A 24947-nucleotide genomic window follows, 5' to 3' on the forward strand; every position below is an offset into this window, starting at 1 on the left:
TCGATCGAACCAAGGAGACCACCCCATGACCACCGCCACCGCCGAAGTGTCCCGACCGCCCGTCTTCATCGCGCTGCAGACCGGCGAGGCCGCGCGCGCCATCGTCGAGGCCATCGTGGCCGACAACCCCGGGGCCACCGTCACCGAGTACCCCGCGATGGTGAAGATCGATGCGCCCGGCCGCCTCGTGATCCGCCGCGAGAGCGTCGAAGCCCTGGTCGGGCGCCGCTGGGACCTGCAGGAACTGCACCTGAGCCTGATCTCGCTGTCCGGAAGCATCGAAGAGACCGACGACGAATTCACCCTCCATTGGGGCGCCTGAGCACAGGCCTCACCGGATCACGACCAAGGACAACGCCATGACCACCCAAGCAGCAGCAAAGACCCCCACGACCCCGCGCCTCGGCCTGAAGGAGCGCTACGCCATGATGACGCGCGGCCTCGGCTGGGAGACCACCTACCAGTCGATGGACGACGTGTTCCCGTTCGACAAGTTCGAGGGCATCAAGATCCACGACTGGGACAAGTGGGAAGACCCGTTCCGCCTCACGATGGACGCCTACTGGAAGTTCCAGGGCGAGAAGGAGAAGAAGCTCTACGCCATCATCGATGCGTTCCAGCAGAACAACGGCCAGTTCAACATCAGCGATCCGCGCTACCTGAACACGCTCAAGCTGTTCCTCACCGGCGTCTCGCCGCTGGAGTACGCGGCGCACCGCGGCTATGCCATGGCCGGGCGTTCGCTGCGCGGCGTGGGTGCGCGCGTGGCCTGCCAGATGCAGTCGATCGACGAGCTGCGCCATGCGCAGACGCAGTTCCACACCATCAGCCACTTCAACAAGTACTTCCACGGCCTGCACGACCCGCAGCACATGCACGACCGGGTGTGGTACCTGTCGGTGCCCAAGAGCTACTTCGAGGACGCGATGAGCGCGGGGCCCTTCGAGTTCATCACCGCCATCTCGTTCTCGTTCGAGTACGTGCTGACCAACCTGCTGTTCATGCCCTTCATGAGCGGCGCCGCCTACAACGGCGACATGGCCACCGTCACCTTCGGCTTCTCGGCGCAGAGCGACGAGTCGCGCCACATGACGCTGGGCCTGGAAGTGGTGAAGTTCATCCTCGAGCAGGACCCGGACAACGTGCCCATCGTGCAGAAGTGGGTCGACAAGTGGTTCTGGCGCGGCTACCGACTGCTCACGTTGGTCGCGATGATGATGGACTACATGCTGCCCAAGCGCGTCATGAGCTGGTCCGAGGCCTGGGAGATGTACTTCGAGAAGAACGGCGGCGCGCTGTTCGAGGACCTGGCGCGCTACGGCATCCGCATGCCCAAGTACCACGAGGTCGCCTCGAAGGAAAAGAGCCGCATCTCGCACGAAGCCTGGGCCATCTTCAACAACTACGGCCATGCCGCCAACTTCAACGTCTGGGCACCCAAGCCCGACGAGATGAGCTGGCTGGCCGAGAAGTACCCCGAGACCTTCGACAGCCTGTACCGCCCGCGCTTCGAGTGGCTGGCCGAGCAGGAGAAGCAGGGCAGGCGCTGGTTCAACAACACGCTGCCCATGCTGTGCCAGACCTGCCAGATCCCGATGGCCTTCACCGAGCCCGACGATCCGACCAAGATCTGCTACCGCGAGAGCAGCTACCACGGCATGAAGTACCACTTCTGCTCCGACGGCTGCAAGGACGTGTTCGACGGCGAGCCCGAGAAGTACGTGCAGGCCTGGCTGCCGGTGCACCAGATCTACCAGGGCAACTGCTTCCCCGAGGGCACCGACCCGACGGTGGAAGGCTTCAACCCGCTGGCGGCCGTGCTCGACTACTACCACATCAACGTCGGCGCCGACAACGGCGAGTTCAACACCTCGCCCGACAAGGCCAACTGGGAACGCTGGACAGGGCAGGACCTGTCGGCGGCCGAGCCCAAGGTGGCCTGAGCACCCGGCCCCACCACCCCTCATCGACCTCGCGCTCCCGCCGTGCCCTACGCACGGTGTGGGCGGCGCTCACCCCGAAACAAGGAGACCGACATGTCTGTTGTTGCACTCGCCCCCGGCTACACCGGCACCGTCATGGACAGCGAAGACCGCTTCCACGGCAACCGCCTGCTCTACATCGGCTGGGAAGACCACCTGCTCTTCTGCGCCTCCGTGTGCCTGCCGCTGCCCGCGGCCATGCCCTTCGGCGCGCTCGTCAGCGACGTGCTGCCCGGCGTGTACGGCAGCCACCCCGACTTCGAAAAGGTCGACTGGTCGAAGGTCGAATGGTTCGACTCCGGCAAACCCTTCGCGCCCGACGCGGCGAAGTCGCTGGCCGACAACGGCCTGGTCCACAAGTCGGCGCTGCGCTTTCGCACGCCCGGGCTCACGGGCATCGGCGGCTCGTTCAGCTGAGCACAGGAAGGAGGGCCTTGCCATGAGCTTCCAGATCATGATCGAGCCGCTCGGCCAGGCCGTGGCGGCGCGCGACGGACAGACCGTGCTCGACGCCTGCCTGCGCGCCGGCGTGTGGCTGCCCCACGCCTGCGGCCACGGCGTGTGCGGCACCTGCAAGGTGCAGGTGCTCGAAGGCGAGTGCGAGCATGGCGACGCGTCCAACTTCGCGCTCATGGACTTCGAGCGCGACGACGGCAAGATCCTCGCGTGCTGCGCGATGGCGCAGGCCGACCTGGTCATCGAGGCCGAGATCGACGAAGACCCCGACGCGCAGTTCCTGCCGCTGGAAGACTTCGACGCCGAGCTGGTCCAGGCCCGCATGCTCACGCCCACCATCCGCGGCCTGTGGTTGCGCACCGACCGGCCGGCGCCGTTCCAGGCCGGCCAGTACGTGATGCTGCACGTGCCGGGCGTGGAGGGCGCACGCGCCTTCTCGATCGCCAACGCACCCGACGACCATCTCGTTGAGTTGCACATCCGCCGCGTGCCCAACGGCCGCGCCACCGGCTGGCTGCACGACGCACTGCAGGTGGGCCAGCGCCTGCGCTTCACCGCACCCAACGGTCGCTTCTTCGTGCGCAAGTCGGCCGGCCTGCCGATGATCTTCGTGGCCGGCGGCTCGGGCCTGTCGAGCCCGAAGTCGATGGTGCTCGACCTGCTGGCCGAAGGCTGCACCTTGCCGATCACGCTGGTGCAGGGCGCGCGCAACACCGAAGAGCTGTACTACCGCGCGCTCTTCGAGCAGCTCGCCGAGCAGCACCCCAACTTCACCTACGTGCCCGTGCTGTCCGACCTGCCGGCCGACAGCGACTGGCATGGGGCGCGCGGCTTTGCGCACGAGGCGCTGAAGGCCCACTTCGCGAACGACTTCCGCGGCCACAAGGCCTACCTGTGCGGGCCGCCGCCGATGACCGAGGCCTGCATCGCCACGCTGATGCAGGGGCGCCTGTTCGAGCGCGACATCTACACCGAGAAATTCTTCACCGCTGCCGATGCGGCCTCTGCAGCGCCGCGCAGCCCGCTCTTCAAGGCGTTGTGACGTGGAGCCGGTCATGAGCTTCTCTGTCGCCATCGGCAACACCCACGAGCACTACCTGTGCCGCGCCGACCAGACCTTGCTCGGCGGCATGGAGCAGCTGGGCCGCAAGGGCATCCCGGTCGGCTGCCGTGGCGGCGGCTGCGGCGTGTGCAAGGTGCGCATCGAGTCGGGCGCCGTGCGCCGCGAGCGCATGAGCCGCTGCCACGTCAGCGCCGAAGAAGAAGCCCAGGGCTACGTGCTGGCGTGCCGCGCGTACCCGCAGAGCGACCTGGCCCTGCGCGCTGTCGAGAAGCTGGCGCGCTGCATCGAGCGGCGACTGCTCGCGTCGCAGCCCGCCGTTCCCCGTTCCCCCACCTGAACCTTTCCCTCACCCACCAAAGGAGACTTCCATGGCACTCACTGGCGTCATTCGCCCCGGACACGTGCAACTGCGCGTGCTCGACCTCGGGGCCGCCCTCACGCACTACCGCGACGTGCTGGGCCTGATCGAAACCGGGCGCGATGCGCAGGGCCGCATCTACCTCAAGGCCTGGGACGAGCACGACCACCACAGCGTCGTGCTGCGCGAAGCCGACGAGGCCGGCATGGACTTCATGGGCTTTCGCGTCGACTCGCCCGCCACGCTCGACCGGCTCGCGGCCGACCTGAAGGCCAGCGGCCTGGCCACCGACATGCAGTGGATCGAAGCCGGCGAGCACCTGCGCACCGGCCAACGCTTTCGCTTCACCGTGCCCACCGGCCATGCCATCGAGCTCTTCGCCGAGAAGGAGAAGGTCGGCAACGGCATGCCCTACGAGAACCCCGAGGTCTACCCCGACGACCTCAAGGGCATGGCGCCCTCGCGCTTCGACCACTGTCTGCTGTACGGCGACGACCTCGACGGCACCATGAAGCTGTTCACCGAGGTGCTGGGCTTCCAGCTGGCCGAGAGCGTGGTGGCCGGCCCCGAGCGCATGTACATCGCGGCCTTTCTCACCTGCTCGACCAAGCCGCACGACATCGCGTTCATCCGCCATCCCGAGAAGAACAAGTTCCACCACGCCTCGTTCCTGCTCGACAACTGGGGCGAGGTGCTCAAGGCGGCCGACATCATCACCAAGAAGCGCGTGTCGCTGGACATCGGCCCCACGCGCCACGGCATCACGCGCGGCGAAACCATCTACTTCTTCGACCCGAGCGGCAACCGCAACGAGGTGTTCTCGGGCGGTTACATCTTCTATCCCGACAAGCCGCCGCTGGTGTGGACCGACGACGAACTCGGGCGCGCGATCTTCTATCACGACCGCAAGCTCAACGAGAACTTCCTGAGCGTGGTGACCTGAAGGAGACGGTGCGATGAAACAGTTCATGAACTTCATCGGCGGCGAGTTCGTCGCCACGACGAAGACCTTCGACAACCGCGCGCCCGTGGACAACCGCGTCATCGGCAAGGTGCACGAAGCCGGCCGCGGCGAGGTCGATGCGGCCGTGCGCGCCGCACGCGCGGCACTGAACGGCGAGTGGGGCCGCATGAGCGTCGCGCGCCGCACGGAGCTGCTGCATGCGGTGGCCGACGAGATCAACCGGCGCTTCGACGACTTCCTGGCGGCCGAGATGGCCGACACCGGCAAGCCGCACGCGCTGGCCTCGCACGTCGACATCCCGCGCGGCGCGGCCAACTTCAAGGTGTTTGCCGACATCGTGAAGAACGTGCCCACCGAGAGCTTCGAGATGGCCACGCCCGACGGCGGGCAGGCGCTGAACTACGCCGTGCGCTCGCCGCTGGGCGTGATCGGCGTCGTGTGCCCGTGGAACCTGCCCCTGCTGCTCATGACCTGGAAGGTCGGCCCCGCGCTGGCCTGCGGCAACACGGTGGTGGTCAAGCCCTCGGAAGAAACACCGGCCACCGCCACGCTGCTGGGCGAGGTGATGAACGCGGTCGGCATTCCGCCGGGCGTCTACAACGTGGTGCATGGCTTCGGGCCCGACTCGGCCGGCGAGTTCCTCACCACGCACCCGGGCGTGGACGGCATCACCTTCACGGGCGAGACGCGCACCGGCGAGGCCATCATGGGCGCGGCCGCCAAGGGCGTGCGGCCCGTGTCCTTCGAGCTGGGCGGCAAGAACGCCGGCATCGTGTTCGCCGACGCCGATTTCGAAAAGGCCGTGGCCGGCATCACGCGCTCGGCCTTCGAGAACTGCGGCCAGGTCTGCCTGGGCACCGAGCGCGTCTACGTGCAGCGGCCCATCTTCGACAAGTTCGTCGCGGCGCTCAAGGCCAGGGCCGAGGCGCTCAAGCCGGGGCCGTCGGAAGAAGCCGGCGTGGGCATCGGCCCGCTGATCTCGCGCGAGCACCAGCAGAAGGTGCTGTCGTACTACGCGAAGGCCGTGAAGGAAGGCGCCACCGTCGTCACCGGCGGCGGCGTGCCGTCGATGTCCGGCGTGCTGGCCGAGGGCCACTGGGTGCAGCCCACCATCTGGACCGGCCTGCCCGAGACGGCCTCGGTGATCCGCGAGGAGATCTTCGGCCCCTGCTGCCACATCGCGCCCTTCGACACCGAGGAAGAAGCCATCGCGCTGGCCAACGCCACCGACTACGGCCTGGCGACCACCGTGTGGACCGAGAACCTGGGCCGCGCCCACCGCGTGGCCAAGCAGGTGCAGGTCGGCATCTGCTGGGTCAACAGCTGGTTCCTGCGCGATTTGCGCACGGCCTTCGGCGGTGCCAAGTCGTCGGGCATCGGCCGCGAAGGCGGCGTGCATTCGCTCGAGTTCTATACCGAGCTGCGCAACGTTTGCATCAAGCTGTGAGGGCCCGGCGGTGAGCAACCCCGAAATCGCGAACAGCATCCGCACGGGTGCGTTCCACACCAACGTGCACGACCTGGGCGAGGGCGCGCCGGTGCTCTTCATCCACGGCTCGGGCCCGGGCGTGAGTGCGTGGGCCAACTGGCGGCTGGTGCTGCCGGTGCTCGCGCAAACGCGCCGCGTGATCGCGCCCGACATGGCCGGCTTCGGCTTCACCGAGCGCGTGCCCGGCGCGGCCTACGCCATGGACGCCTGGGTGCAGCAGGCGATCGACCTGCTCGACGCGCTCGACATCGAACGCGCCGACGTGGTGGGCAACTCCTTCGGCGGTGCGCAGGCATTGGCGCTGGCCATCCGCGCGCCGCACCGCGTGCGCCGGCTGGTGCTCATGGGCAGCGTGGGCGTGCCCTTCGCGATCACGCCGGGGCTCGACGCCGTGTGGGGCTACACGCCCTCGTTCGCGAACATGCGCCGGATCATGGACGTGTTCGCGTTCGACCGCGCCCTCGTCACCGACGAGCTCGCGCAGCTGCGCTACGAGGCCAGCACGCGGCCCGGCTTCCAGGAGACCTTCGGCGCGATGTTCCCCGCGCCGCGCCAGCGCTGGGTCGATGCCATGGCGAGCCCGGAGGCCGCCATTCGTGCGCTGCCGCACGAGACGCTGCTGATCCACGGCCGCGAAGACCAGGTGATCCCGCTGGCCACCTCGCTCACGCTGAGCCAGTGGATTCCCCGCAGCCAGCTGCATGTGTTCGGCCGCTGCGGTCACTGGACGCAGATCGAGCACAGCGCGCGCTTCGCCCGCCTGGTCGGCGACTTCCTGAACGAAGCCGATTGACCGATTGATTGATTCACCCGAGACAGAGCAAAGGACAGAACCCACCATGGACCCCACCCTCATCCAGCGGCTCGGCGACGAGCTCTACGACGCGCTGCGCGAGCGCAGCGTCGTGGAGCCGCTCACCAGCCGGCACGCAGGCATCACCATCGCCGACGCCTACGGCATCCAGCAGCGCATGATCGCGCGCCGTCTCGACGCTGGCGAGCGCGTCGTCGGCAAGAAGATCGGCGTCACCTCGCGCGCCGTGATGAACATGCTGGGCGTGTTCCAGCCCGACTTCGGCTACCTGCTCGACGGCATGGTCGTCGGCGAGGGCGAGTCGATCGACAGCACCACGCTCATCCAGCCCAAGGCCGAGGGCGAGATCGCCTTCCTGCTCAAGCGCGACCTCATGGGCCCCGGCATCGGCAACGCCGATGTGCTGGCCGCCACCGAGTGCGTGATGCCCTGCTTCGAGATCGTCGACTCGCGCATCCGCGACTGGAAGATCCAGATCGCCGACACCGTGGCCGACAACGCCTCGTGCGGCGTGTTCGTGCTGGGCGACCACGCGGTCGATCCGCGCCGCGTCGACCTGGCCACCTGCGGCATGGTGCTCGAGAAGAACGGCGAAATCATCGCCACCGGCGCGGGCGCTGCCGCGCTCGGCTCGCCGGTGAACGCGGTCGCGTGGCTGGCCAACACGCTCGGTGCGCTGGGCATCGGGCTCAAGGCGGGCGAGGTGATCCTGTCGGGCGCGCTCGCCGCGATGTTCCCCGCCAAGGCCGGCGACAACTTCCGCGTTTCGATCGGCGGCCTCGGCGGCTGCTCGGTGCGCTTCCATTGAAGGAGACAACCCCATGACGACAACAACCAAGATCAAGTGCGCGCTGATCGGCCCCGGCAACATCGGCACCGACCTGCTCGCCAAGCTGCAGCGCAGCCCGGTGCTCGAACCCGTGTGGATGGTGGGCATCGACCCCGAATCCGATGGCCTCAAGCGTGCCCGCGAGATGGGCCTGAAGACCACGGCCGAGGGCGTGGACGGCCTCTTGCCGCATGTGCAGGCCGACGGCGTGCAGATCGCGTTCGACGCCACCAGCGCCTACGTGCACGCCGAGAACAGCGCCAAGCTCAACGCGCTGGGCGTGCTCATGATCGACCTCACGCCCGCGGCCATCGGGCCGTTCTGCGTGCCGCCGGTCAACTTGAAGAGTCTGCTCATGGCGGGCGGCGCGCGGCCGGCCAACGTCAACATGGTCACCTGCGGCGGGCAGGCCACCATCCCGATGGTGGCGGCCGTGTCGCGCGTGCAGCCGGTGGCCTACGGCGAGATCGTGGCCACCGTGTCGAGCCGCTCGGTCGGTCCGGGCACGCGCAAGAACATCGACGAGTTCACGCGCACCACGGCCGGTGCGGTCGAGCGCGTGGGCGGCGCGGCCAAGGGCAAGGCGATCATCATCGTCAACCCGGCCGAGCCGCCGCTGATCATGCGCGACACGGTGCACTGCCTCACCGAAGGCCCACCCGACGAGGCGCGCATCACGGCCTCGGTGCACGAGATGATCGCCGAGGTGCGCAAGTACGTGCCGGGCTACAAGCTCGTGAACGGACCGGTGTTCGACGGCCACCGCGTGTCGATCTACCTGGAGGTCGAAGGCCTGGGCGACTACCTGCCCAAGTACGCCGGCAACCTCGACATCATGACCGCCGCCGCGGCGCGCACGGCCGAAATGTTCGCCGAAGCGATGCTCGCCAGCCTCCCGCAACCCGAGCCCGCCGTGGCCTAGGAGCACCCCCATGACCACCACGACGAACACGAATCTGAAGGGCCGCCGCGTCACCCTGCACGACATGACGCTGCGCGACGGCATGCACCCCAAGCGCCACCTGATGACGCTCGAACAGATGACGCACATCGCCAGCGGGCTCGACGAAGCGGGCGTGCCGCTGATCGAGGTGACGCACGGCGACGGCCTGGGCGGCAGCTCGGTCAACTACGGCTTTCCCGCGCATTCCGACGAAGCGTATCTGGGCGCCGTGATCCCGCTCATGAAGCAGGCCAAGGTGTCGGCGCTCCTGATTCCCGGCATCGGCACCGTGGACCACCTGCGCATGGCGCACGGCCTGGGCGTGCACACCGTGCGCGTGGCCACGCACTGCACCGAGGCCGACGTGTCCGAGCAGCACATCACCATGGCGCGCCGGCTCGGCATGGACACGGTGGGCTTTCTCATGATGGCCCACATGGCCTCGCCGGAGACGCTGGTGCGCCAGGCGCTGCTCATGGAAGGCTACGGCGCCAACTGCATCTACGTGACCGACTCGGCGGGCCACATGCTGCCGGACGACGTCACGGCGCGCATCGGCGCGGTGCGCGCGGCGCTCCAGGCCGACACCGAGCTGGGCTTTCACGGCCACCACAACCTCGCGATGGGCGTGGCCAACTCGGTCGCGGCCGTCGCGGCGGGTGCCAACCGCATCGACGCCGCCGCCGCAGGTTTGGGCGCGGGCGCGGGCAACACGCCGATGGAGGTGTTCGTGGCGGTGTGCGACCGCATGGGCATCGAGACCGGCGTCGATGTGTTCCGCATCCAGGACGTGGCCGAGGACCGCGTCGTGCCGATCATGGACCACATGATCCGCGTCGACCGCGACTCGCTCACGCTGGGCTACGCGGGCGTGTATTCGAGCTTCCTGCTGTTCGCCAAGCGCGCCGAGAAGAAGTACGGCGTGCCCGCGCGCGAGATCCTGGTGGAGCTGGGCCGGCGCGGCATGGTCGGCGGGCAGGAAGACATGATCGAAGACACGGCCATCACGCTGGCCCGCGCACGCCAGGCCGTGCAGCAGCCACAGGAAGGAGTCGCGGCATGAAGCTCGACAAGAACACCATCGCCGCGCTCGCGGAGCACCTGGAGACCTGTGAGCTGGAAGCGCGCGACACGCCCAAGATCACCGACGAACATCCCGAGATGGACTGGGACGACGCCTACGCGATCCAGAACGAGATCCGCCGCCGCAAGCTCGCGCGCGGCCACCGCATCATCGGGCTGAAGGCCGGGCTCACCTCGCACGCCAAGATGAAGCAGATGGGCGTGACCACGCCGGTCTTCGGCTTCATGGCCGACAACTACGCGTTGCCCGAAGGCGGCGAGTGCAAGGTGAGCGAGCTCATCCATCCGAAGGTCGAGCCCGAGATCGCGTTCGTCACCAAGCGCGCGCTCAGCGGCCCGGGTTGCCACATCGGCGCCGTGCTCGCGGCCACCGACTTCGTGCTGCCGGGCATCGAGGTGATCGACAGCCGCTACCGCGACTTCAAGTTCGACCTGAAGAGCGTGGTGGCCGACAACACCTCGGCCTCGCGCTTCGTGGTGGGCGGACGCGCCGTGCCTGCGAGCGAGGTCGACCTGCGCACCGTCGGCATCGTGCTCGAGAAGAACGGCCAGCCCGTGGCCTTCGGCGCGGGCGCCGCGGTGCTCGGCCACCCGGCCGCGGCGATTGCGATGCTGGCCAACCACCTGGGCGCGCGCGGCGAGGAGATTCCGGCGGGCACGCTGATCCTGTCGGGCGGCATCACCGAGGCCGTGGCCGTGCAGGCGGGCGATGCCGTCACGCTGAAGGTGCAGGGCATGGGCAGCGTGGGCCTGCGTTTCGTCTGATCTGCATCAAGCACTGAAGAGCCGAACAGGAGTACACGATGCCCTTTGCACAGATCTACCTCATCGAAGGCCGCACCGAAGAACAGAAGCGCGCGCTGATCGAGAAAGTGACCCGCGCCATCGTCGAGGCCGTCGACGCGCCGAAGGAGAACGTGCGCGTGTGGCTGCACGACATGCCCAAGGAAAACTGGGGCATCGGCGGCGTGTCCGCCAAAGACCTCGGACGCTGACCGCTTCGCGCTGCGGCGCTGTCTTCTTCAAGGCCCTTGCGAGTCGCTGGCTCGCGAGGGCCTTGTGCTTTGTACGAACTCCTGGGGGCTTTGTTCACAGTTTCGCCCTGTGCCTATGTTTGTCGCACCCGCTTTCGGACTCGTCCGATGGGTGGAACGGGACCGTCTTCCTAAAGTCATCGGTCAACAAACCGTATGAGCTGGCGCCGCGCGTGCGCGTGCCGCTGCGGTCCCGTTTTTCATTCAGCAAGCACTAGGAATCACATGGCAACGAAGAAGACGAAGGTCGTCGTCAACAGCAACGGCAGGAACATCGATCACACGGTGGAAACGGCAACGAACGGCAAGGCGCCGGTCCGCATCAAGGTCCAGAAGGGCGCGAAGTACGTGCTCAAGGGCGATGACGGTTTCGCGCCCGAGAACGTGACGCTCACGCGCGTGGGCAACGACCTGCAGATCACGCTCGAAGGCGAGACGAGCCCGGGCCTGGTGCTCGAGGGCTACTACGCGCAGTCCGAACCCGTGGGCCTGTACGGCGTGGCCGAGGACGGTCTGCTGTACGCCTACGCGCGCACCGATGGCGCGGGCGACATCTACGCGCTGGCCGAAGGCCAGTCGGCGCCCGTGGCGCTGGGTGGCGATTCGTACGGCGCGGGTGCGCCGTACCTGGCCGGCACCGAAGCGGCTGCCGGCAATGACGCCTTCGGCGGCATGCTGCCCCTGCTGATGACTGGCGGCCTGGCGGCGCTCGGCCTCGGCGCGATCGCCGCGGCCAGCGGCAGCGACGGCGATACCGCGCCCAGCCTTCCGCCCGTGATGCCCCCGCCCGACGTGCGTCCCCCCGGCAAGCCCGGCTTCGACGGCATCGGCGGTGCCTACGACGACGTCGGCCCCATTCAGGGCCAGATCCAACCCGGCGGCCAGACCGACGACACGCGACCTGATTTTTTCGGAACCGGCACACCCGGCAACACCATCACCATGTACGACAACGGCAAAGAAATCGGCAAGACCCTTGTGGACGGCAACGGCGCGTGGCACTTCACGCCACCGAAGGACCTGAGCGAGGGCAACCATTCCATCACCATCACCGAGAGCGATCCGGCCGGCCGTGAAGGCGAGCCTTCGGACCCGTTCGAGTTCGCCGTCGACACCACCCCGCCGCCCAAGCCCGAGTGGAACGGCGGCAGCAGCGAAGGCCCCGGCGCCGTCATCGACGACGTGGGCCCCATCAAGGGCCGCGTGCCCCCGGGCGGCGCGACGGACGACCAGCGTCCCGAGTTCAACGGCCAGGGCACCCCGGGCGACACCATCATCGTGCAGGACCACGGCGAGGAAATCGGCCGCGTCGAAGTGAACGGGGACGGCGTGTGGACCTTCACGCCGCCGACCGACCTGAGCGAGGGCGAGCACTCCATCACCATCGTCGAGCGCGACCCCGCGGGCAACGAGAGCGAGCCTTCCGACCCGTTCGAATTCGTCGTCGACATCACCCCGCCCGAGCAGCCCCAGGTGGGCGGCGCCAACGACAACATGGGCGAGTACCAGGGCCCCATCACCCCGGGCGGCGTCACCGACGACCGCCAGCCCGAGTTCCATGGCGAAGGCACGCCGGGCGACACCATCGTCATCAAGGACGGTGACACCGTGATCGGCACCACCGAAGTGGACGAGAACGGCGCCTGGACCTTCACGCCGTCGACCGACCTGAAGGAGGGCGACCACTCCATCACCGTCATCGCGCGCGACCCGGCCGGCAACGAGAGCAAGCCCTCCGACCCCTTCGATTTCGAGATCGACGTGACCCCGCCCGATGCCAGCAAGCTGGCCATCACGGGCGTGGCCGACGACGTGGGCGAAGTCACGGGCAACGTGGCCTCGGGCGGCAAGACCGACGACAGCCGTCCGCTGCTCAGCGGCACCGGCACGGCCGGCGACACCATCATCGTGACGGTCAAGGACAGCACGGGAAGCCGCGAGCTCGGCCGCGCGATCGTGGAGGCCGACGGCAAGTGGACGCTGCAAGTGAACACGCCGCTGCTGCAAGGCAAGAACGAGTTCACCGCCATCGAGATGGACCCCACGGGCAACCACACCGCGCCCACCGCGCCCTACACCGTGATCCTGGACAGCGTGCCGCCGAGCGTGCCCGTGATCCAGAACGTGCAGGACGACGTGGGCCCGCACCAGGGCATGCTGCAGAAGGGCGACGTCACCGACGACGCGCGGCCGACCATCATCGGCACCGCGCAAGCGGGCAACACCATCAAGGTCTACGACGGCACCAAGCTGCTGGGCCAGACCGTGGCCGACGCCAACGGCAAGTGGAGCTTCACGCCTGAAGCCAACCTGGCCGACGGCACGCACAACATCACCGCCACGGCCACCAACCCCGTGGGCCAGACCAGCGATGCCACCGGCATCTGGAACTTCGTGGTCGACGCGACGCCGCCGGGCCAGGTCACCGACCTCGTCGTGACCGACGACGTGGGTGGCAAGGTGGGCGCGCTGAAGGACGGCGAAACCACCGACGACGACCTCCCGACCTTCAGCGGCAAGGCCGAGCCGGGCGCCACCGTGAACGTGTACGACAACGGCAACAAGATCGGCGAAGCGCTGGTGGACGAGAACGGCGACTGGAGCTTCACGCCCACCACGCCGCTGACCAGCGGCGAGCACGCCTTCACCACCGAAGTGGTCGACCAAGCCGGCAACAGCAGCGGCCAGGGCGATGCACTGAACGTGGTGGTGGACGCCATTCCTGGCGTCGTGACGCTGGGCAAGCTGATGGACGACCAGGGCACGATCCAGGGCGCCATCGCCCCCAACGGCAACACCGACGACGCGCGCCCCGAGATCCAGGGCACGGGCAAGGCCGGCAGCACCATCAAGGTGTACGACGGCGCGACCCTGCTGGGCGAGACGACGGTCAAGCCCGATGGCTCGTGGAGCTTCACGCCCGGCACGGCCCTGTCCGACGGCGCACACAGCATCACCGTGACCGCGACCGACAAGGCCGGCAACACGAGCGAGCCGACCAAGCCGTTCAACTTCACCGTGGACACCGTGCCGCCGAGCGAGCCCGTGATCCAGAACGTGCAGGACGACGTGGGCGTGCTCCAGGGCATGCTGCAGAAGGGCCAGGTCACCGACGACGCCAAGCCAACCATCATCGGTACGGCGCAAGCGGGCATCGACCAGGCCAAGGGCCAGCGTTGGCCGCAGGTGCAGGTGGGCGTGTCGTCGCCGTCCGCGACCTTCGGCGGCAGCGGTGCCAACAACAGCGGCACGCGCAGCGCGTCGGGCAACCTCGCGATCACCACGCCGGTGTACGACTGGGGGCGCCTGAGCGCCACCATCGACAGCCGCACCGAGACCTCGAAGGCGGCCTACCAGGCGGCGCAGCAGGTGCGCCAGAAGATCGCGTACGACACCGTGTCGGCGCTGCTCGAACAGCGGCGCCACCAGGCGGCGCTCGAGGCCAGCCAAGGCTATGTGAAGCGCATGGAAGAGCTGGTCGACATGCTGAGCCAGATCGTGCAGAGCGACCGCGGCCGCGCCAGCGAACTCACGCAGGCGCGCGCACGCCGCCTGCAGGCCGTGACCGGCCGCGACGCCATCGTGGCCAAGCTGCGCGAGGTGCAAGTGAGCCTCGTGAAGCTGGTCGGCGAAGAGGTGCAGTGGCCGGCCGACCTGGCGTGGGAGATCCGCCCGGTCGCGCTGCAGGACGCCCTGATTGCGGGCGCCGAGCATCCGGCGATGCAGCAGGCGCGGGCCGAGGCGAAGGCCGCGGGCCTGTACGCGGAGTCGGTGAAGGCGGGCCGCCTGCCGCAGCTGAACTGGGTGGTCGGCAAGAGCACGCAGGAAGATTCGGCGGGCAACAAGCAGCCGTGGTCCACGGGCCTGTCGCTGCAGTGGAACGCGTTCCAGGGGGGCTCGGGGCGCGCGTCGGAACGCGCGGCCTTCGAGCGCGCGGCGGCCGGCGAGGAAAAGGCCGAGGCCTCGGCGCGCGACCTGGCCTACCGGCTGCGCACCTCCGCCGAGCAGCGCGACGCGGCGGCCAGCCGGGCCGGCGAGTACACCGAGCTGATCCAGGAAACCGACCGCGTGCGCAAGATCTTCTACGAGCAGTGGTACCACCTGGGCAAGCGCACGCTGCTCGACGTGTTGACCGCCGAGAGCGACCACTACAACAACCAGTCGGCCCAGGTGACGACGCGCTTCGACGCCGAGGCCGCCGACCTGCGCATGCGCGCCGACTCGGCCATGCTGCTGGACTGGCTGCGCGGCGCAAAGGTGCTCTGAGGGGCGCGAAAGGCGGGGCTTTTCGGAACAGTCCTATGTACGGGCCGTGCGGGCCTTCCTAGGATGGGTGAGCGCCGGGTTGCCTCAGTGGGCCCGCTGCCTTGTGCCGCATCGCATGCGGCATGAAGCGCGGGCGCAGCGGACGCGGCTTCATTCATTCTTTTGAGAATTTCGAGCACCCATGCCGGTCCTGATCACCGGGGTCGCGAACCGCGGCCCGAGCCCCCGAAAGCACTGCCTCGGGCATGTTGTTGCCGCAGCGGACTGTGAAGGGGCTCCCGCATGAGCCGCTTCTTCGCCGCACCCTCGGAGCCCCTGGCGCGCCCCGCCCGCCGCATCGGCGTGCTCGGCCATGCGCTGCGCGAGCGCGAGTACGCGCGGCGCGTGCTGCGCGCGCTGGGCGTGGCGCCGCTGGTCTTCACCAGCATCGACGAACTGGCGACGCTGGGCGACCGCCTGAACCTGCTGTTCCTGGCCGACGTGCCCGAGGCGGCGAGCGAGGAGGCGCCGGACGTGCTGTCGTTGATGGGCGCGAAGGTCGTTCCACTGGCGCAGGAGGCGCCCGCGCCCACGCGGCACCTGCGGGGGCGCCCGCCCGTAGCGGCACCGGCGTTCGACGACTTCTACCGAACCATCCTGCTGTCGCTGCGAACGCGCGGCCTGGCGTGCGCGATGCCAACGCCGCTCGTGTGGGGCGCCTACAGCTTCCAGCCGATGGACCGCAGCGTGAGCTTCCCGGGCCGCACGCAGCGCGTCGACCCGGTCACCTTCGACCTGGCGCTGGAGTTCTTCTTCAACGCCGAGCGCGTGCTGTCGATTCCGCGGCTGCGGCAGATGCTCAACCCCGTGCGCGGCGCGCGCAGGTTCTGGGGCAACGAACTCATCGGCACGCTGACGGACGTGGTGGACGAGTTGCAGCTGCACGGCGCCCACGGCTGGCGCCTGGTGCACTGCGAGCCCGAGGCGTTCCGGCTGGACCGGGTGCCGGTGGGCGAGACGGCATCGGACGCCTGAACGAAAAAAGCCCTAAGTCGTTGAAAACTTAGGGCTTTTTGAGCCATTCCGCCGGGGCGGGGAGGCTGTGTTGGTGGCTCTTCACGGACTCGAACCGCGGACCTGTGGATTATGATTCCATCGCTCTAACCGACTGAGCTAAAGAGCCGTCAGTGCAATTCAGCACCGAGCCCAAAATTATAGCCCAGGCTTTGGGCCCAGTTCAACTCCCGGCGTTTTCAGGTCGATTTTTCTGCAATCGAATGCGTCGGATCGCAACGCGACTTAACCCCGATCGCCTCCGTGAGCCGTACAAGCTCGGGTGACAATCCTGCGATGTCTGCGCTGCCACGCGCCCCTTCTGCTGCTGCCCGCACCGCCACCGAGCGCGACGCCATGCCCGACGATCAGTTGATGCTGGCCTACGCCCACGGCGATGCCGCCGCCTTCGACGTGCTCTATGCGCGCCACGAAGGCGGCCTGTTCCGCTTCGTCAAGCGCCTGCTCGGCGCGCGGCTGGCCGCGCAGGCCGACGAGGTGTTCCAGGACACCTGGGTGCGGATCATCTCGGCGCGCGACAGCTTCTCGCCGCAGGGCGCCACCTGGCGCACCTGGGCCTTCACCATCGCGCACAACCTCGCGATGGACCGCCTGCGCGTGAGCGGGCGCGAGGTGACGCTCGATGGCCATGCGACCGACGACGACGGCGACGCGGTGCCCGCGCTCGACCGGGGCGTGCACGGGGCCACCGACCTGTCGGCGCACCCGTCGGCCGAAGAGCTGGCGTTCTGGCGCGCCGCCGGGCGCCGGCTGCTGGCTTGTCTCGACGAACTGCCGGCCGAGCAACGCGCGGCTTTTCTCCTGCACCATGAAGACGGCCTGACCGTCGACGCGCTCGCGGCCCGGCTGGAGATCGGCTTCGAGACCGTGCGCAGCCGTCTGCGCTACGGGCTGCAGAAGCTGCGCGGCTGCATGGAACGCTACCTGTCGGTGCTGGAGCAGCGGGCATGAGCACCGGCATGGACGACCACGACCTGCACGACGCGCGGCTGCGCCGCGCGCTGGACCACGCGCCCGACCGCGACGCCGTGCCCGCGGCCCACACGCGCGAGGCGATCCTGAAGATGGCGCACAACCTCGCCGCGGCCTCCGCGCCGGCGGCCGGCCCTGCGGTGCAGGCCGCGCCGTGGTGGCGACGCCTGTTCGGCGGCGGCAGTCCGCGTTCGCGCATGCCGTGGAACGCGGCCTTCGCGACCGTGCTCGTGGCGACCTTCGTCACCGTGCTGTGGCATCGCGAGCCGGTGCCCGACGCGCGGCTCGATGGCGAGGCGCAAGTGGCCGGGGCGCCCGCGCCGGCGTCGGCACCGCCTGCGCAATCGGCCGAAGCGCCGGCAGTCGCCGCGGCACCTGCGCCTGCCGCTGAACCGGCCGCAACGGCGGACATGACACCGCCCGCTGCGCAGCGCAGCGAAGCGGCGCGCGATGCGAAAGAAACCCTGAAGCAGCGCGAGACGCAGGAAACGCGTGAAGCGTCGCGACGGCGCGAAGCCCCTGCGGCGGCGGCGTCGGTCCAGAAAGACGAAGCACGGGCGATGGAAAAGGCGGCGCCCGCGGCCCCAGTGGTGCAAGCCCCGGCGCCCGTGACTGCGCCTGCACCCGCCGCACCGGCCATCGCGTCTGCGCCCATGCCGGCCGCGCCGCCCATGGCCGATGTCGGTCAGAGTCCGATGCCTTACGCAGCTGCACCGCCGGCCGTAGCACCTGCAGCGCCTGCAGCACCTGCAGCGCCTGCAGCGCCAGCAGCGCCAGCAGCGCCAGCAGCGCCAGCAGCGCCAGCAGCGCCAGCAGCGCCAGCAGCGCCAGCAGCGCCAGCGCCGATGCAGCGCGAGTCCGCAGAGACGGCGCCGTCGCTCGCCGCGCAAGGCGGAGCCAGCGCGAATGTCGCCGGCATGCAGCGTCGCGCCGCACCGGTGCAAGCCGCGCCGGCTCCGTCGGCCACCGCCAAGGCGGCGCCGCGCGCAGCCACCGAAGCCGTGGCAAGCGGCGGCTTCACGGCCCTGGACCGTTGGACCACCCTCGACATCACGCGCGCCGGCGCCACCACGCGCCAGTCGCGCGGCGACACCGAAGGCCTGGCGGCGCTGGTGAACACCGTGGCGCGTGCGGCCACCGTGGCGGGCGGGGAGTTGGGTGCGCCGGTCGAGGCGCGCATCGAACTGCGGCGCGACGGCGCGTTGCTGGCCGTGCTCGAGATCGCGGGCGACCAGGTGCGGTGGACGCCGCAGCCGGGCGGCCCCGCCTCCATCGGCACGCCGCCGGCGCAGGCGCTGGAGGCGCTGCGCACGGCGCTGTCGCGAACCCGCTGACGGCAACCGCTGCTGCGGCCGCCGGGCCCGCGTATCAGCGGATCAGGCGTTCTTGAAATCCGGCTGGCGCTTGGCCAGGAAGGCGTCCATGCCTTCCTTCTGGTCCTGCGTGGCGAACAGCGCGTGGAACAGGCGGCGTTCGAACATCACGCCGTCGCTCAGGCCGCTCTCGAAGGCGCGGTTGACCGATTCCTTGGCCGCCATCACGGCGATCTGCGAGAAGCCCGCGATGATCAGCGCGGCGCCCAGCGCTTCGTCGGCCAGCTTCTCATAGGGCACCACGCGGCTCACGAGGCCCGCGCGCTCGGCTTCGGCGGCGTCCATCATGCGGGCGGTGAGCGCCATGTCCATGGCCTTGCTCTTGCCCACCGCGCGCGGCAGGCGCTGCGTGCCGCCGGCACCGGGGATCACGCCGATCTTGATCTCGGGCTGGCCGAACTTGGCGTTGTCGGCCGCGATGATGAAGTCGCACATCATCGCCAGCTCGCAGCCGCCGCCCAGTGCGAAGCCGCTCACGGCCGCGATCACCGGCTTGCGGATCGAGCGGATGGTTTCCCAGTTGCGCGTGATGTAGTCGCCCTTGTAGGTGTCGATGAAGCTGTACTTGGCCATCGCCGCGATGTCGGCGCCGGCCGCGAAGGCGCGCTCGCTGCCCGTGAGGATGATGCAGCCGATGGCGTCGTCGGCGTCGAAGGCCTTGAGCGCCTGGCCCAGCTCGGTCATCAGCGCGTCGTTCAGCGCATTGAGGGCCTTGGGGCGATTGAGGGTGATGATGCCGACCTTGCCTGCTTCGGTCCGCACGTCGATGTTTTCGTAGCTCATGGTGTCGCTGTCTCCGGGGGAGGTGGGGAAAAAAACGCGTCCCACTATACCCAGCCAGGCTTCGGGCGCGCTGACGCGCGGGTGTTTCATTTGAGAATTGTTCTCATCTAGAATGGCCGCCATGGACTTCCCGATGCAAGAACATGCCGTGTTGCTGCGGGCCTATGCCCGGGTGCAGGAGCGTTGCTCGCGCCTGCTGGTGGAGCAGGCCGCCCGGGTCGAGCGGCTCGAGGCGCAGATCGTGCGGCTGCGCGGTGCGCTGGTGGCGCGCGACTCGGCGATTGCCATCGTGCGCGAGGAACTGGCGGCCCGCGCGGCCAGGGGCAGCGCCTTGCCCCAGCGCCTGCATGCGCTGCTGGCGCCGGGCGGCCGACGTCACCATGCCTTGCCGCCGGGGCCGCAGGTGCCGGCCGACCTGCGGGCCAAGTCGGTGCTGTGCGTCGGCCGTTCGGAAGCGGCGCCCGAGGCGCCTTCGCTGGCGCGCCAGCTCGTGGAGATTGCCGGTGGCCATTACCTGCACCACGACGGCGGCGACGAGGCCGACGACCCCGCGGCGCTCGAGGCGGGCCTGCGCGCCGCCGACCTCGTGATCTGCCAGACCGGTTGCGTGAGCCACGGTGCCTACTGGCGCGTGCAGGACCATTGCCGCCGCACCGGCAAGCCCTGCGTGCTGGTGGGCGAGCCGCAGCCGATGCTGTTCGTGCGGCCGCCGCTGGCGGCGGCCGTCGATCACCCGGCCTGAACGGAAGAAATCAAGGCTTGGCGGCGAGCCAGGCCGTGATCTTGGCCGCGTCGTGCGAGAACAGCCGCCACGTGGTCGAGCCCGTCGGCAGCGTGAGCGGCAGGCGCAGCAGCCGGCGGTCGCGCGCGACGAGGGCGGTGCACCTGGTGGCCTCGCCGAGGTACAGCGCCAGGTCGTCGAGCTTCGTGAGGCGCCAGGCCTGCGCGGGTTGCGCCGCGCCCTTGCCGCGACCACCGACGGCCGGCAGTTCGATGCCGAGCCATTCGTCATTGGCCGAGAAGCCGGCCTTTTCGGCGGCGCCGCCGCGCAGCACCACCTTGATCTGCACGCTGCCGCCGCTTTCGGCCACGCGCAAGCCGAGCGCCTGCGCGGGTTGCGAGGGGTCGTCGAGCGTGGCCACGCCGTGCGCGCGCAGCAGGTCGGCCAGCGGGAGTTCGTCGGTCGAATGCACCCAGCGCGCGAGTTCCGGGGCGTACGAGCGCCCGCCCACGGCGTCGAGCGCGGCGGCGATGTCGGCCTCGCTGATCGGGCCGCCGTTGCCTTGCGTCCAGAGGTGGCGCATCACGTCGTCGAGCGTGCCCTTGCCTTCCTGGCGCAGCGTGAGGTCGAAGCACAGCGCCACCAGCGCGCCCTTGGTGTAGTAGCTGACGGTGCTGTTGGGCGTCTGCTCGTCCTGGCGGTAGTACTTGACCCAGGCGTCGAAGCTCGCGTCGGCCACCGGCTGCACCAGCCGGCCGGGCGTCTGCAGCACCTGGTTGATGGTCTTGTTGAGCAGGCGCAGGTACGCGGCGTCGTCGATGCGGCCGGCGCGGCGCAGCAGCAGGTCGTCGTAGTAGCTCGTGAAGCCTTCGAAGAACCACAGCAGCTGGGTGTAGTTCTCGCGGCTGTAGTCGTAGCTCGCGAACTCCGCCGGGCGCATGCGCTTGACGTTCCAGGTGTGGAAGTACTCGTGGCTGATGAGGCCCAGCAGTGTGGTGTAGCCCTCGGGCTGCTTCTTCTTTTCGCCGCGCAGCGGCAAGTCGCGGCGGTTGCAGATGAGCGCGGTGGAATGGCGATGCTCGAGCCCGCCGTAGCCGTCGTCCACCGCATTGAGCATGAACACGTAGCGGTCGATCGGCAGCTTGGGGCCGCCGCGCTTTCCGGCCTTGTCGCCGTGCCAGAAGCGGATCTCGGCTTCGCAGATGGCCTTGGTGTCGGCAATGAGGCGATCGCCGTCGAACGAGGCCGCGGCGCCCGCGATCACGAAGCGGTGCGGCACGCCGCAGGCGTCGAACTCGGCGCTCCAGAAGGCGCCCATCTCGACCGGGCTGTCGGCCAGTTCGTCGTAGCCGGCGGCGCGGTAGCTGCCGAAGCCGTGCTTGTCGGCCTTCGTCGGCACGAGCGCGGTGGCGCACGACCAGCGCGCGGCGTCGGCCGGCAGCGCGGGCGGCACGATCTCCAGCGCGTGCGGCGCCTCGGTCTGGCCTTCGACACGCAGGCAGACGCTGGTGCCGTTGAAGAAGCCGCGCGTGGCGTCGAGCCAGGCGGTGCGCACCGAGTTGTCGTAGGCGCACACCTGGTAGTGCAGCACCAGCGGCTGGCCTGGCACGCAATCGATCTGCCAGCTGCACTTGTCGAGCTGCGTCAGCACCGGCTTGCGGCGGCCCTGCGTGGCGCGCAGGCCCTGCAGGTTCTTGGCGAACTCGCGCACGAGGTAGCTGCCGGGAATCCACACCGGCAGCGCCACGCGCTGCTGCGCGGCGGGCGCGGCGATGGCCAGCGTGACGGCGAACAGGCGCGCATGCAGGTCGGCGCACTCGACGCGGCAATGCACAGCGGGCGTGGCGGTTGCAGCCGCGGCTGCGCGCCGGGAAGCGGAGGTCGTCGCCATCGGATCAGTTGGCGGCGGCGAGCTGCTTCTCGACCTGCTCGGCGGGAATGGCGCCCGGGACGCGGCTGCCGTCGGTGAAGATCAGCGTGGGCGTGCCGGTGATGTTGTACTTGCGGCCGAACTCCACGTTGCGCTCCAGCGCCGTCACGTTGCAGCTGGTGCCTGCGGCGGCGGGCTTGACGTTGCCTTCCATCCAGTCGGCCCAGGCCTTGCCCGGGTCCTTGCTGCACCAGATGTCGCGCGACTTGGCGGTCGAATCCGGGCCGAGCACGGGGTACAGGAACATGTAGACGGTCACGTTGTCGACCTTCTTCATGTCCTTCTCGAAGCGCTTGCAATAACCGCAGTTCGGGTCTTCGAAGACCGCGACCTTGCGCTTGCCGTTGCCGCGCACGATCTTGATCGCGTCCTTCAGCGGCAGCTTGTCGAAGGCGACGGCGGTGAGCTTCTCGACGCGCTCCTCGGTGAGGTTGCGGCGGGTCTTGGCGTCGATCAGGCTGCCCTGCAGCAGGTAGTTGCCCTGCTCGTCGGTGTAGAGCAGCTGGCTGCCGCTCACGCGCACTTCGTACAGGCCCGGCACGGGCGTCTTGGTGACTTCCTCGATGGGCGGCAGCTGCGGGATGTGCGTCGGCAGGTTCTTGCGGATCTCGGCCTCGCCCGCGCCGGCGGTGGAGAGCGTGAGCAGCGCGCAGGCGGCGACGAGAAGGTGGCGGACGAAGGTCATCGGGAAGGTTTCGGGAAAAAGGTGGAGGGCTGGTGGGCGCGGGGCGTCAGGCCTTCAGGCCCATGGCTTGTGCGGTGATCCAGTGCTTCACGAAGCGCGTGCGGTCGAAACCGCGCATGCCCCAGTTGCGCAACGCAGGCAGTGGACCCAGGTTGTGCGAGAAAAGTTGCTGCAATCCGTCGGTGGCCAGGCTCATCTGCAGCACGTCGGCGCGGCGGGCGCGTTCGTAGCGGCGCAGCAGGCGGGCGTCGCCCACGCTGCGCCAGTAGTCGCGGGTGCGGATCACCTCGGCCAGCGCGGCCGCATCGGCCAGGCCGAGGTTCAGGCCCTGGCCCGCCAGCGGATGCACCGTGTGCGCGGCGTCGCCCGCGAGCACCCACGATTGGGTGGGCTGGCCGGGCATCGTGCCGGACCAGCGGTCGGCGATGGCGCGCGACAGCGGCCACACGGCGCGTTCGCTCGTGAGCCGCAGCGAGCCCAGCTCGCCGTGGCTGGCTTCGCTCACGGCGGCGCTGAATTCGTCGACGCCCTGCGCGACCAGCTCGGGCACGCGCAGCTGGTCGACCGACCACACCAGCGCCAGCGTCTTGCCGTGCACGCCGCCCAGTGGCAGCAGGGCGAACACCTCGCCGCGGTCGTTGAACCACTGGCGCGCGATGCCGTCGTGCGTGTGCGCGGCCTCGAGCCGCGCGGCAATGGCGTGCTGCGGGTAGCGCGTGACCTCGTAGCTCACGCCCAGCGCGGCGCGCGAGGCGCTGGCCTTGCCTTCGCACACCACCGTGAGCGGCGCGGCCACGGGCTCGGTCACCACGTCGATCAGGGGCTGGAAGCGCACCGCGTCGGCCAGTTGCTGTTCGAGCGCGGGCACGTCGACGATCCAGGCCAGCGCCTCGACCTTCTGGCGCGCGGCGCTGAACTGCACGCGGCCGCCATCGTCGCCGTGGACCTGCATCTCGTGCACCGGCGTGGCATGGGCCGTGTCGGGCCAGGCGCGCAGCGATTCGAGCATGGTGCGGGACGCCGCGTTGAGCGCGTACGCCCGGATGTCTTCCTTGCCCGCAGGGGCCGGCGGCACCACCAGCGCGACACGCACGCGTTCGCGCGCCAGCAGCAGCGCCAGCGTGCGGCCGACGATGCCGGCGCCGCGGATACAAACTTCGGGTGAGAGGGCCATCGGATGATTGTAGGAGTTGCCTCGCGCGCGGGCGCCGATACCCGTTCATGCAGGAGAATGGCCGGCGATTTCAAAGGAACCCCCACCGTGTCGCAGCCGCCCGCTTTCGATCTCCAGGCCACCATCGCCCGCCTGTTCGTGTACCCCGTCAAGTCGTGCGCCGGCGTCGAGCTCGACGAGATGCTGCTCACCGAAACCGGCCTGGAGTTCGACCGGGCCTGGATGGTGGTCGATGCGCAGGGTGAGTTCGTCACCCAGCGGCAGCTGCCGCGCATGGCGCTCATCCAGCCGCAGATGAAGCACACCGAGGTCGTGCTGCGCGCGCCCGGCATGCTGGCGCTGCACCTGGCCTTCGACCGCGTCGAGCAGCCAGTGCGCGTGCGCGTGTGGAAGGACGAGGTGGCGGCCTACGACATGGGCGACATCGCGGCCCAGTGGTTCAGCGACTTTCTTTCGGAGCCCGGCAAGCCGCAGGCGCTGCGCCTGGTGCGCTTCGCCCCCGAGCACCAGCGCCTGTCGAGCCTGAAGTGGACCGACGGCGTCGAGGCGCTGAACCAGTTCGCCGACGGCTTCCCGCTGCTGGTGGCCAGCGAAGGCTCGATCGCCGAGCTCAACGAGCGCCTGGCGGCGGCCGGCCACGGCCCGGTCGGCATCGAGCGCTTCCGCCCGAACATCGTGCTGGCCGGTATCGAGTCGCACGACGAAGACCGAGTCGAGGCGCTGCACGTCACCACCGGCGAGGGCGAGGCCGAGCTGCGCCCGGTCAAGCCCTGCACGCGCTGCCCCATTCCCGACATCGACCCGGCCACCGCGCTCAGCAGCCCCGAGGTCGGCGACATGTTGCGCACCTACCGCGCCGACGCGCGCGTGGACGGCGGCATCACCTTCGGCATGAACTGCATCGTGGTGCAGGGCGTGGAGCACATGCTCAAGGTGGGGCAGGTGGTGAGCGCGAACTACAGGTTCGAGTAAGCG

Annotated in this window: 23 protein-coding genes and 1 tRNA gene; 19 read left to right on the forward strand and 5 right to left on the reverse strand. The window is 69.2% G+C overall.

Annotation, left to right across the window (positions count from 1 at the left end; genetic code table 11):
• Positions 1-25 precede the first annotated feature (25 nt).
• From AC07Y4_RS10420 to AC07Y4_RS10490, 15 genes are all read left to right on the forward strand, one after another.
• Complete coding sequence (locus AC07Y4_RS10420; protein WP_174250302.1) at positions 26-322, forward strand: MmoB/DmpM family protein; 297 nt, start codon at positions 26-28, stop codon at positions 320-322.
• A 37-nt stretch (positions 323-359) separates the two neighbouring features.
• Positions 360-1943, forward strand: a complete 1584-nt coding sequence (locus tag AC07Y4_RS10425) for an aromatic/alkene/methane monooxygenase hydroxylase/oxygenase subunit alpha (protein WP_495274484.1) — start codon at positions 360-362, stop codon at positions 1941-1943.
• Between the two features lie 93 nt (positions 1944-2036).
• Positions 2037-2399, forward strand: a complete 363-nt coding sequence (locus AC07Y4_RS10430; RefSeq protein WP_495274485.1) for a phenol hydroxylase subunit P4 — start codon at positions 2037-2039, stop codon at positions 2397-2399.
• A gap of 22 nt (positions 2400-2421) precedes the next feature.
• Positions 2422-3480: an NADH:ubiquinone reductase (Na(+)-transporting) subunit F gene (locus AC07Y4_RS10435; RefSeq protein WP_495274486.1), complete on the forward strand. Its 1059-nt coding sequence runs from the start codon at positions 2422-2424 to the stop codon at positions 3478-3480.
• Between the two features lie 13 nt (positions 3481-3493).
• The gene (locus AC07Y4_RS10440) at positions 3494-3838 is read left to right on the forward strand and encodes a 2Fe-2S iron-sulfur cluster binding domain-containing protein (protein WP_495274487.1); all 345 of its coding nucleotides are present in this window, start codon (positions 3494-3496) and stop codon (positions 3836-3838) included.
• A gap of 31 nt (positions 3839-3869) precedes the next feature.
• Positions 3870-4802, forward strand: a complete 933-nt coding sequence (locus tag AC07Y4_RS10445; RefSeq protein ID WP_492698646.1) for a catechol 2,3-dioxygenase — start codon at positions 3870-3872, stop codon at positions 4800-4802.
• 13 nt (positions 4803-4815) lie between these two features.
• Entirely contained in the window at positions 4816-6270 is a 1455-nt protein-coding gene (locus tag AC07Y4_RS10450; RefSeq protein ID WP_495274488.1) for a 2-hydroxymuconic semialdehyde dehydrogenase, read from the forward strand.
• Positions 6271-6280: 10 nt separating this feature from the next.
• On the forward strand, positions 6281-7105 hold the full coding sequence (locus AC07Y4_RS10455) for an alpha/beta fold hydrolase (RefSeq protein WP_495274489.1): 825 nt from the start codon (positions 6281-6283) through the stop codon (positions 7103-7105).
• 46 nt (positions 7106-7151) lie between these two features.
• Entirely contained in the window at positions 7152-7934 is a 783-nt protein-coding gene (dmpE, locus tag AC07Y4_RS10460) for a 2-oxopent-4-enoate hydratase (protein ID WP_495274490.1), read from the forward strand.
• A gap of 13 nt (positions 7935-7947) precedes the next feature.
• Positions 7948-8877, forward strand: coding sequence for an acetaldehyde dehydrogenase (acetylating) (locus AC07Y4_RS10465; protein ID WP_492737758.1), 930 nt, complete (start codon positions 7948-7950; stop codon positions 8875-8877).
• 10 nt (positions 8878-8887) lie between these two features.
• Positions 8888-9961 (forward strand): 4-hydroxy-2-oxovalerate aldolase, encoded by a 1074-nt coding sequence (gene dmpG, locus AC07Y4_RS10470; RefSeq protein WP_495274491.1) that lies wholly within the window; start codon positions 8888-8890, stop codon positions 9959-9961.
• Positions 9958-10746 (forward strand): 2-oxo-3-hexenedioate decarboxylase, encoded by a 789-nt coding sequence (gene dmpH / locus AC07Y4_RS10475; RefSeq protein ID WP_095746803.1) that lies wholly within the window; start codon positions 9958-9960, stop codon positions 10744-10746. The genes dmpG and dmpH overlap by 4 nt, the downstream gene beginning before the upstream one ends.
• Positions 10747-10784: 38 nt before the next feature.
• Positions 10785-10976, forward strand: a complete 192-nt coding sequence (gene thmT, locus AC07Y4_RS10480) for a 2-hydroxymuconate tautomerase (protein ID WP_062475127.1) — start codon at positions 10785-10787, stop codon at positions 10974-10976.
• Between the two features lie 264 nt (positions 10977-11240).
• On the forward strand, positions 11241-15281 hold the full coding sequence (locus tag AC07Y4_RS10485) for an Ig-like domain-containing protein (RefSeq protein ID WP_495274492.1): 4041 nt from the start codon (positions 11241-11243) through the stop codon (positions 15279-15281).
• A gap of 282 nt (positions 15282-15563) precedes the next feature.
• Positions 15564-16295 (forward strand): hypothetical protein, encoded by a 732-nt coding sequence (locus AC07Y4_RS10490; protein WP_495274493.1) that lies wholly within the window; start codon positions 15564-15566, stop codon positions 16293-16295.
• A gap of 71 nt (positions 16296-16366) precedes the next feature.
• Here AC07Y4_RS10490 and AC07Y4_RS10495 read toward each other — a convergent pair.
• Positions 16367-16443 (reverse strand) — tRNA-Met (locus AC07Y4_RS10495).
• A gap of 167 nt (positions 16444-16610) precedes the next feature.
• Between AC07Y4_RS10495 and AC07Y4_RS10500 the strand changes: the two genes are divergently transcribed.
• Both AC07Y4_RS10500 and AC07Y4_RS10505 read left to right on the forward strand, forming a co-directional pair.
• Positions 16611-17285, forward strand: coding sequence for a sigma-70 family RNA polymerase sigma factor (locus AC07Y4_RS10500; protein ID WP_062475124.1), 675 nt, complete (start codon positions 16611-16613; stop codon positions 17283-17285).
• Entirely contained in the window at positions 17282-18640 is a 1359-nt protein-coding gene (locus AC07Y4_RS10505) for a hypothetical protein (protein WP_495274494.1), read from the forward strand. Before AC07Y4_RS10500 ends, AC07Y4_RS10505 begins: the two co-directional genes overlap by 4 nt.
• Before the next feature lie 42 nt (positions 18641-18682).
• Here AC07Y4_RS10505 and AC07Y4_RS10510 read toward each other — a convergent pair whose 3' ends face one another.
• Positions 18683-19462 carry an enoyl-CoA hydratase gene (locus tag AC07Y4_RS10510; protein ID WP_159272885.1) on the reverse strand — a complete coding sequence of 260 codons (780 nt, stop codon included), beginning with the start codon at positions 19460-19462 and terminating at the stop codon, positions 18683-18685.
• Positions 19463-19595: 133 nt separating this feature from the next.
• On the opposite strand from AC07Y4_RS10510, the gene AC07Y4_RS10515 reads away from it, so the two are divergent.
• Positions 19596-20204 (forward strand): DUF2325 domain-containing protein, encoded by a 609-nt coding sequence (locus tag AC07Y4_RS10515; RefSeq protein WP_495274495.1) that lies wholly within the window; start codon positions 19596-19598, stop codon positions 20202-20204.
• A gap of 10 nt (positions 20205-20214) precedes the next feature.
• Here AC07Y4_RS10515 and AC07Y4_RS10520 read toward each other — a convergent pair whose 3' ends face one another.
• From AC07Y4_RS10520 to AC07Y4_RS10530, 3 genes are read right to left on the reverse strand one after another with little or no spacing between them, the layout of a single operon-like run.
• Positions 20215-22074: a M61 family metallopeptidase gene (locus tag AC07Y4_RS10520; protein ID WP_495274496.1), complete on the reverse strand. Its 1860-nt coding sequence runs from the start codon at positions 22072-22074 to the stop codon at positions 20215-20217.
• Between the two features lie 4 nt (positions 22075-22078).
• Positions 22079-22798, reverse strand: a complete 720-nt coding sequence (locus tag AC07Y4_RS10525) for a DsbC family protein (protein ID WP_495274497.1) — start codon at positions 22796-22798, stop codon at positions 22079-22081.
• 46 nt (positions 22799-22844) lie between these two features.
• Positions 22845-23972 carry an FAD-dependent monooxygenase gene (locus AC07Y4_RS10530; RefSeq protein WP_495274498.1) on the reverse strand — a complete coding sequence of 376 codons (1128 nt, stop codon included), beginning with the start codon at positions 23970-23972 and terminating at the stop codon, positions 22845-22847.
• 57 nt (positions 23973-24029) lie between these two features.
• On the opposite strand from AC07Y4_RS10530, the gene AC07Y4_RS10535 reads away from it, so the two are divergent.
• Positions 24030-24944, forward strand: a complete 915-nt coding sequence (locus tag AC07Y4_RS10535; protein ID WP_495274499.1) for an MOSC domain-containing protein — start codon at positions 24030-24032, stop codon at positions 24942-24944.
• Positions 24945-24947 lie beyond the last annotated feature (3 nt).

This window comes from Variovorax sp. GW460-12-1-14-LB1 (assembly GCF_059423605.1).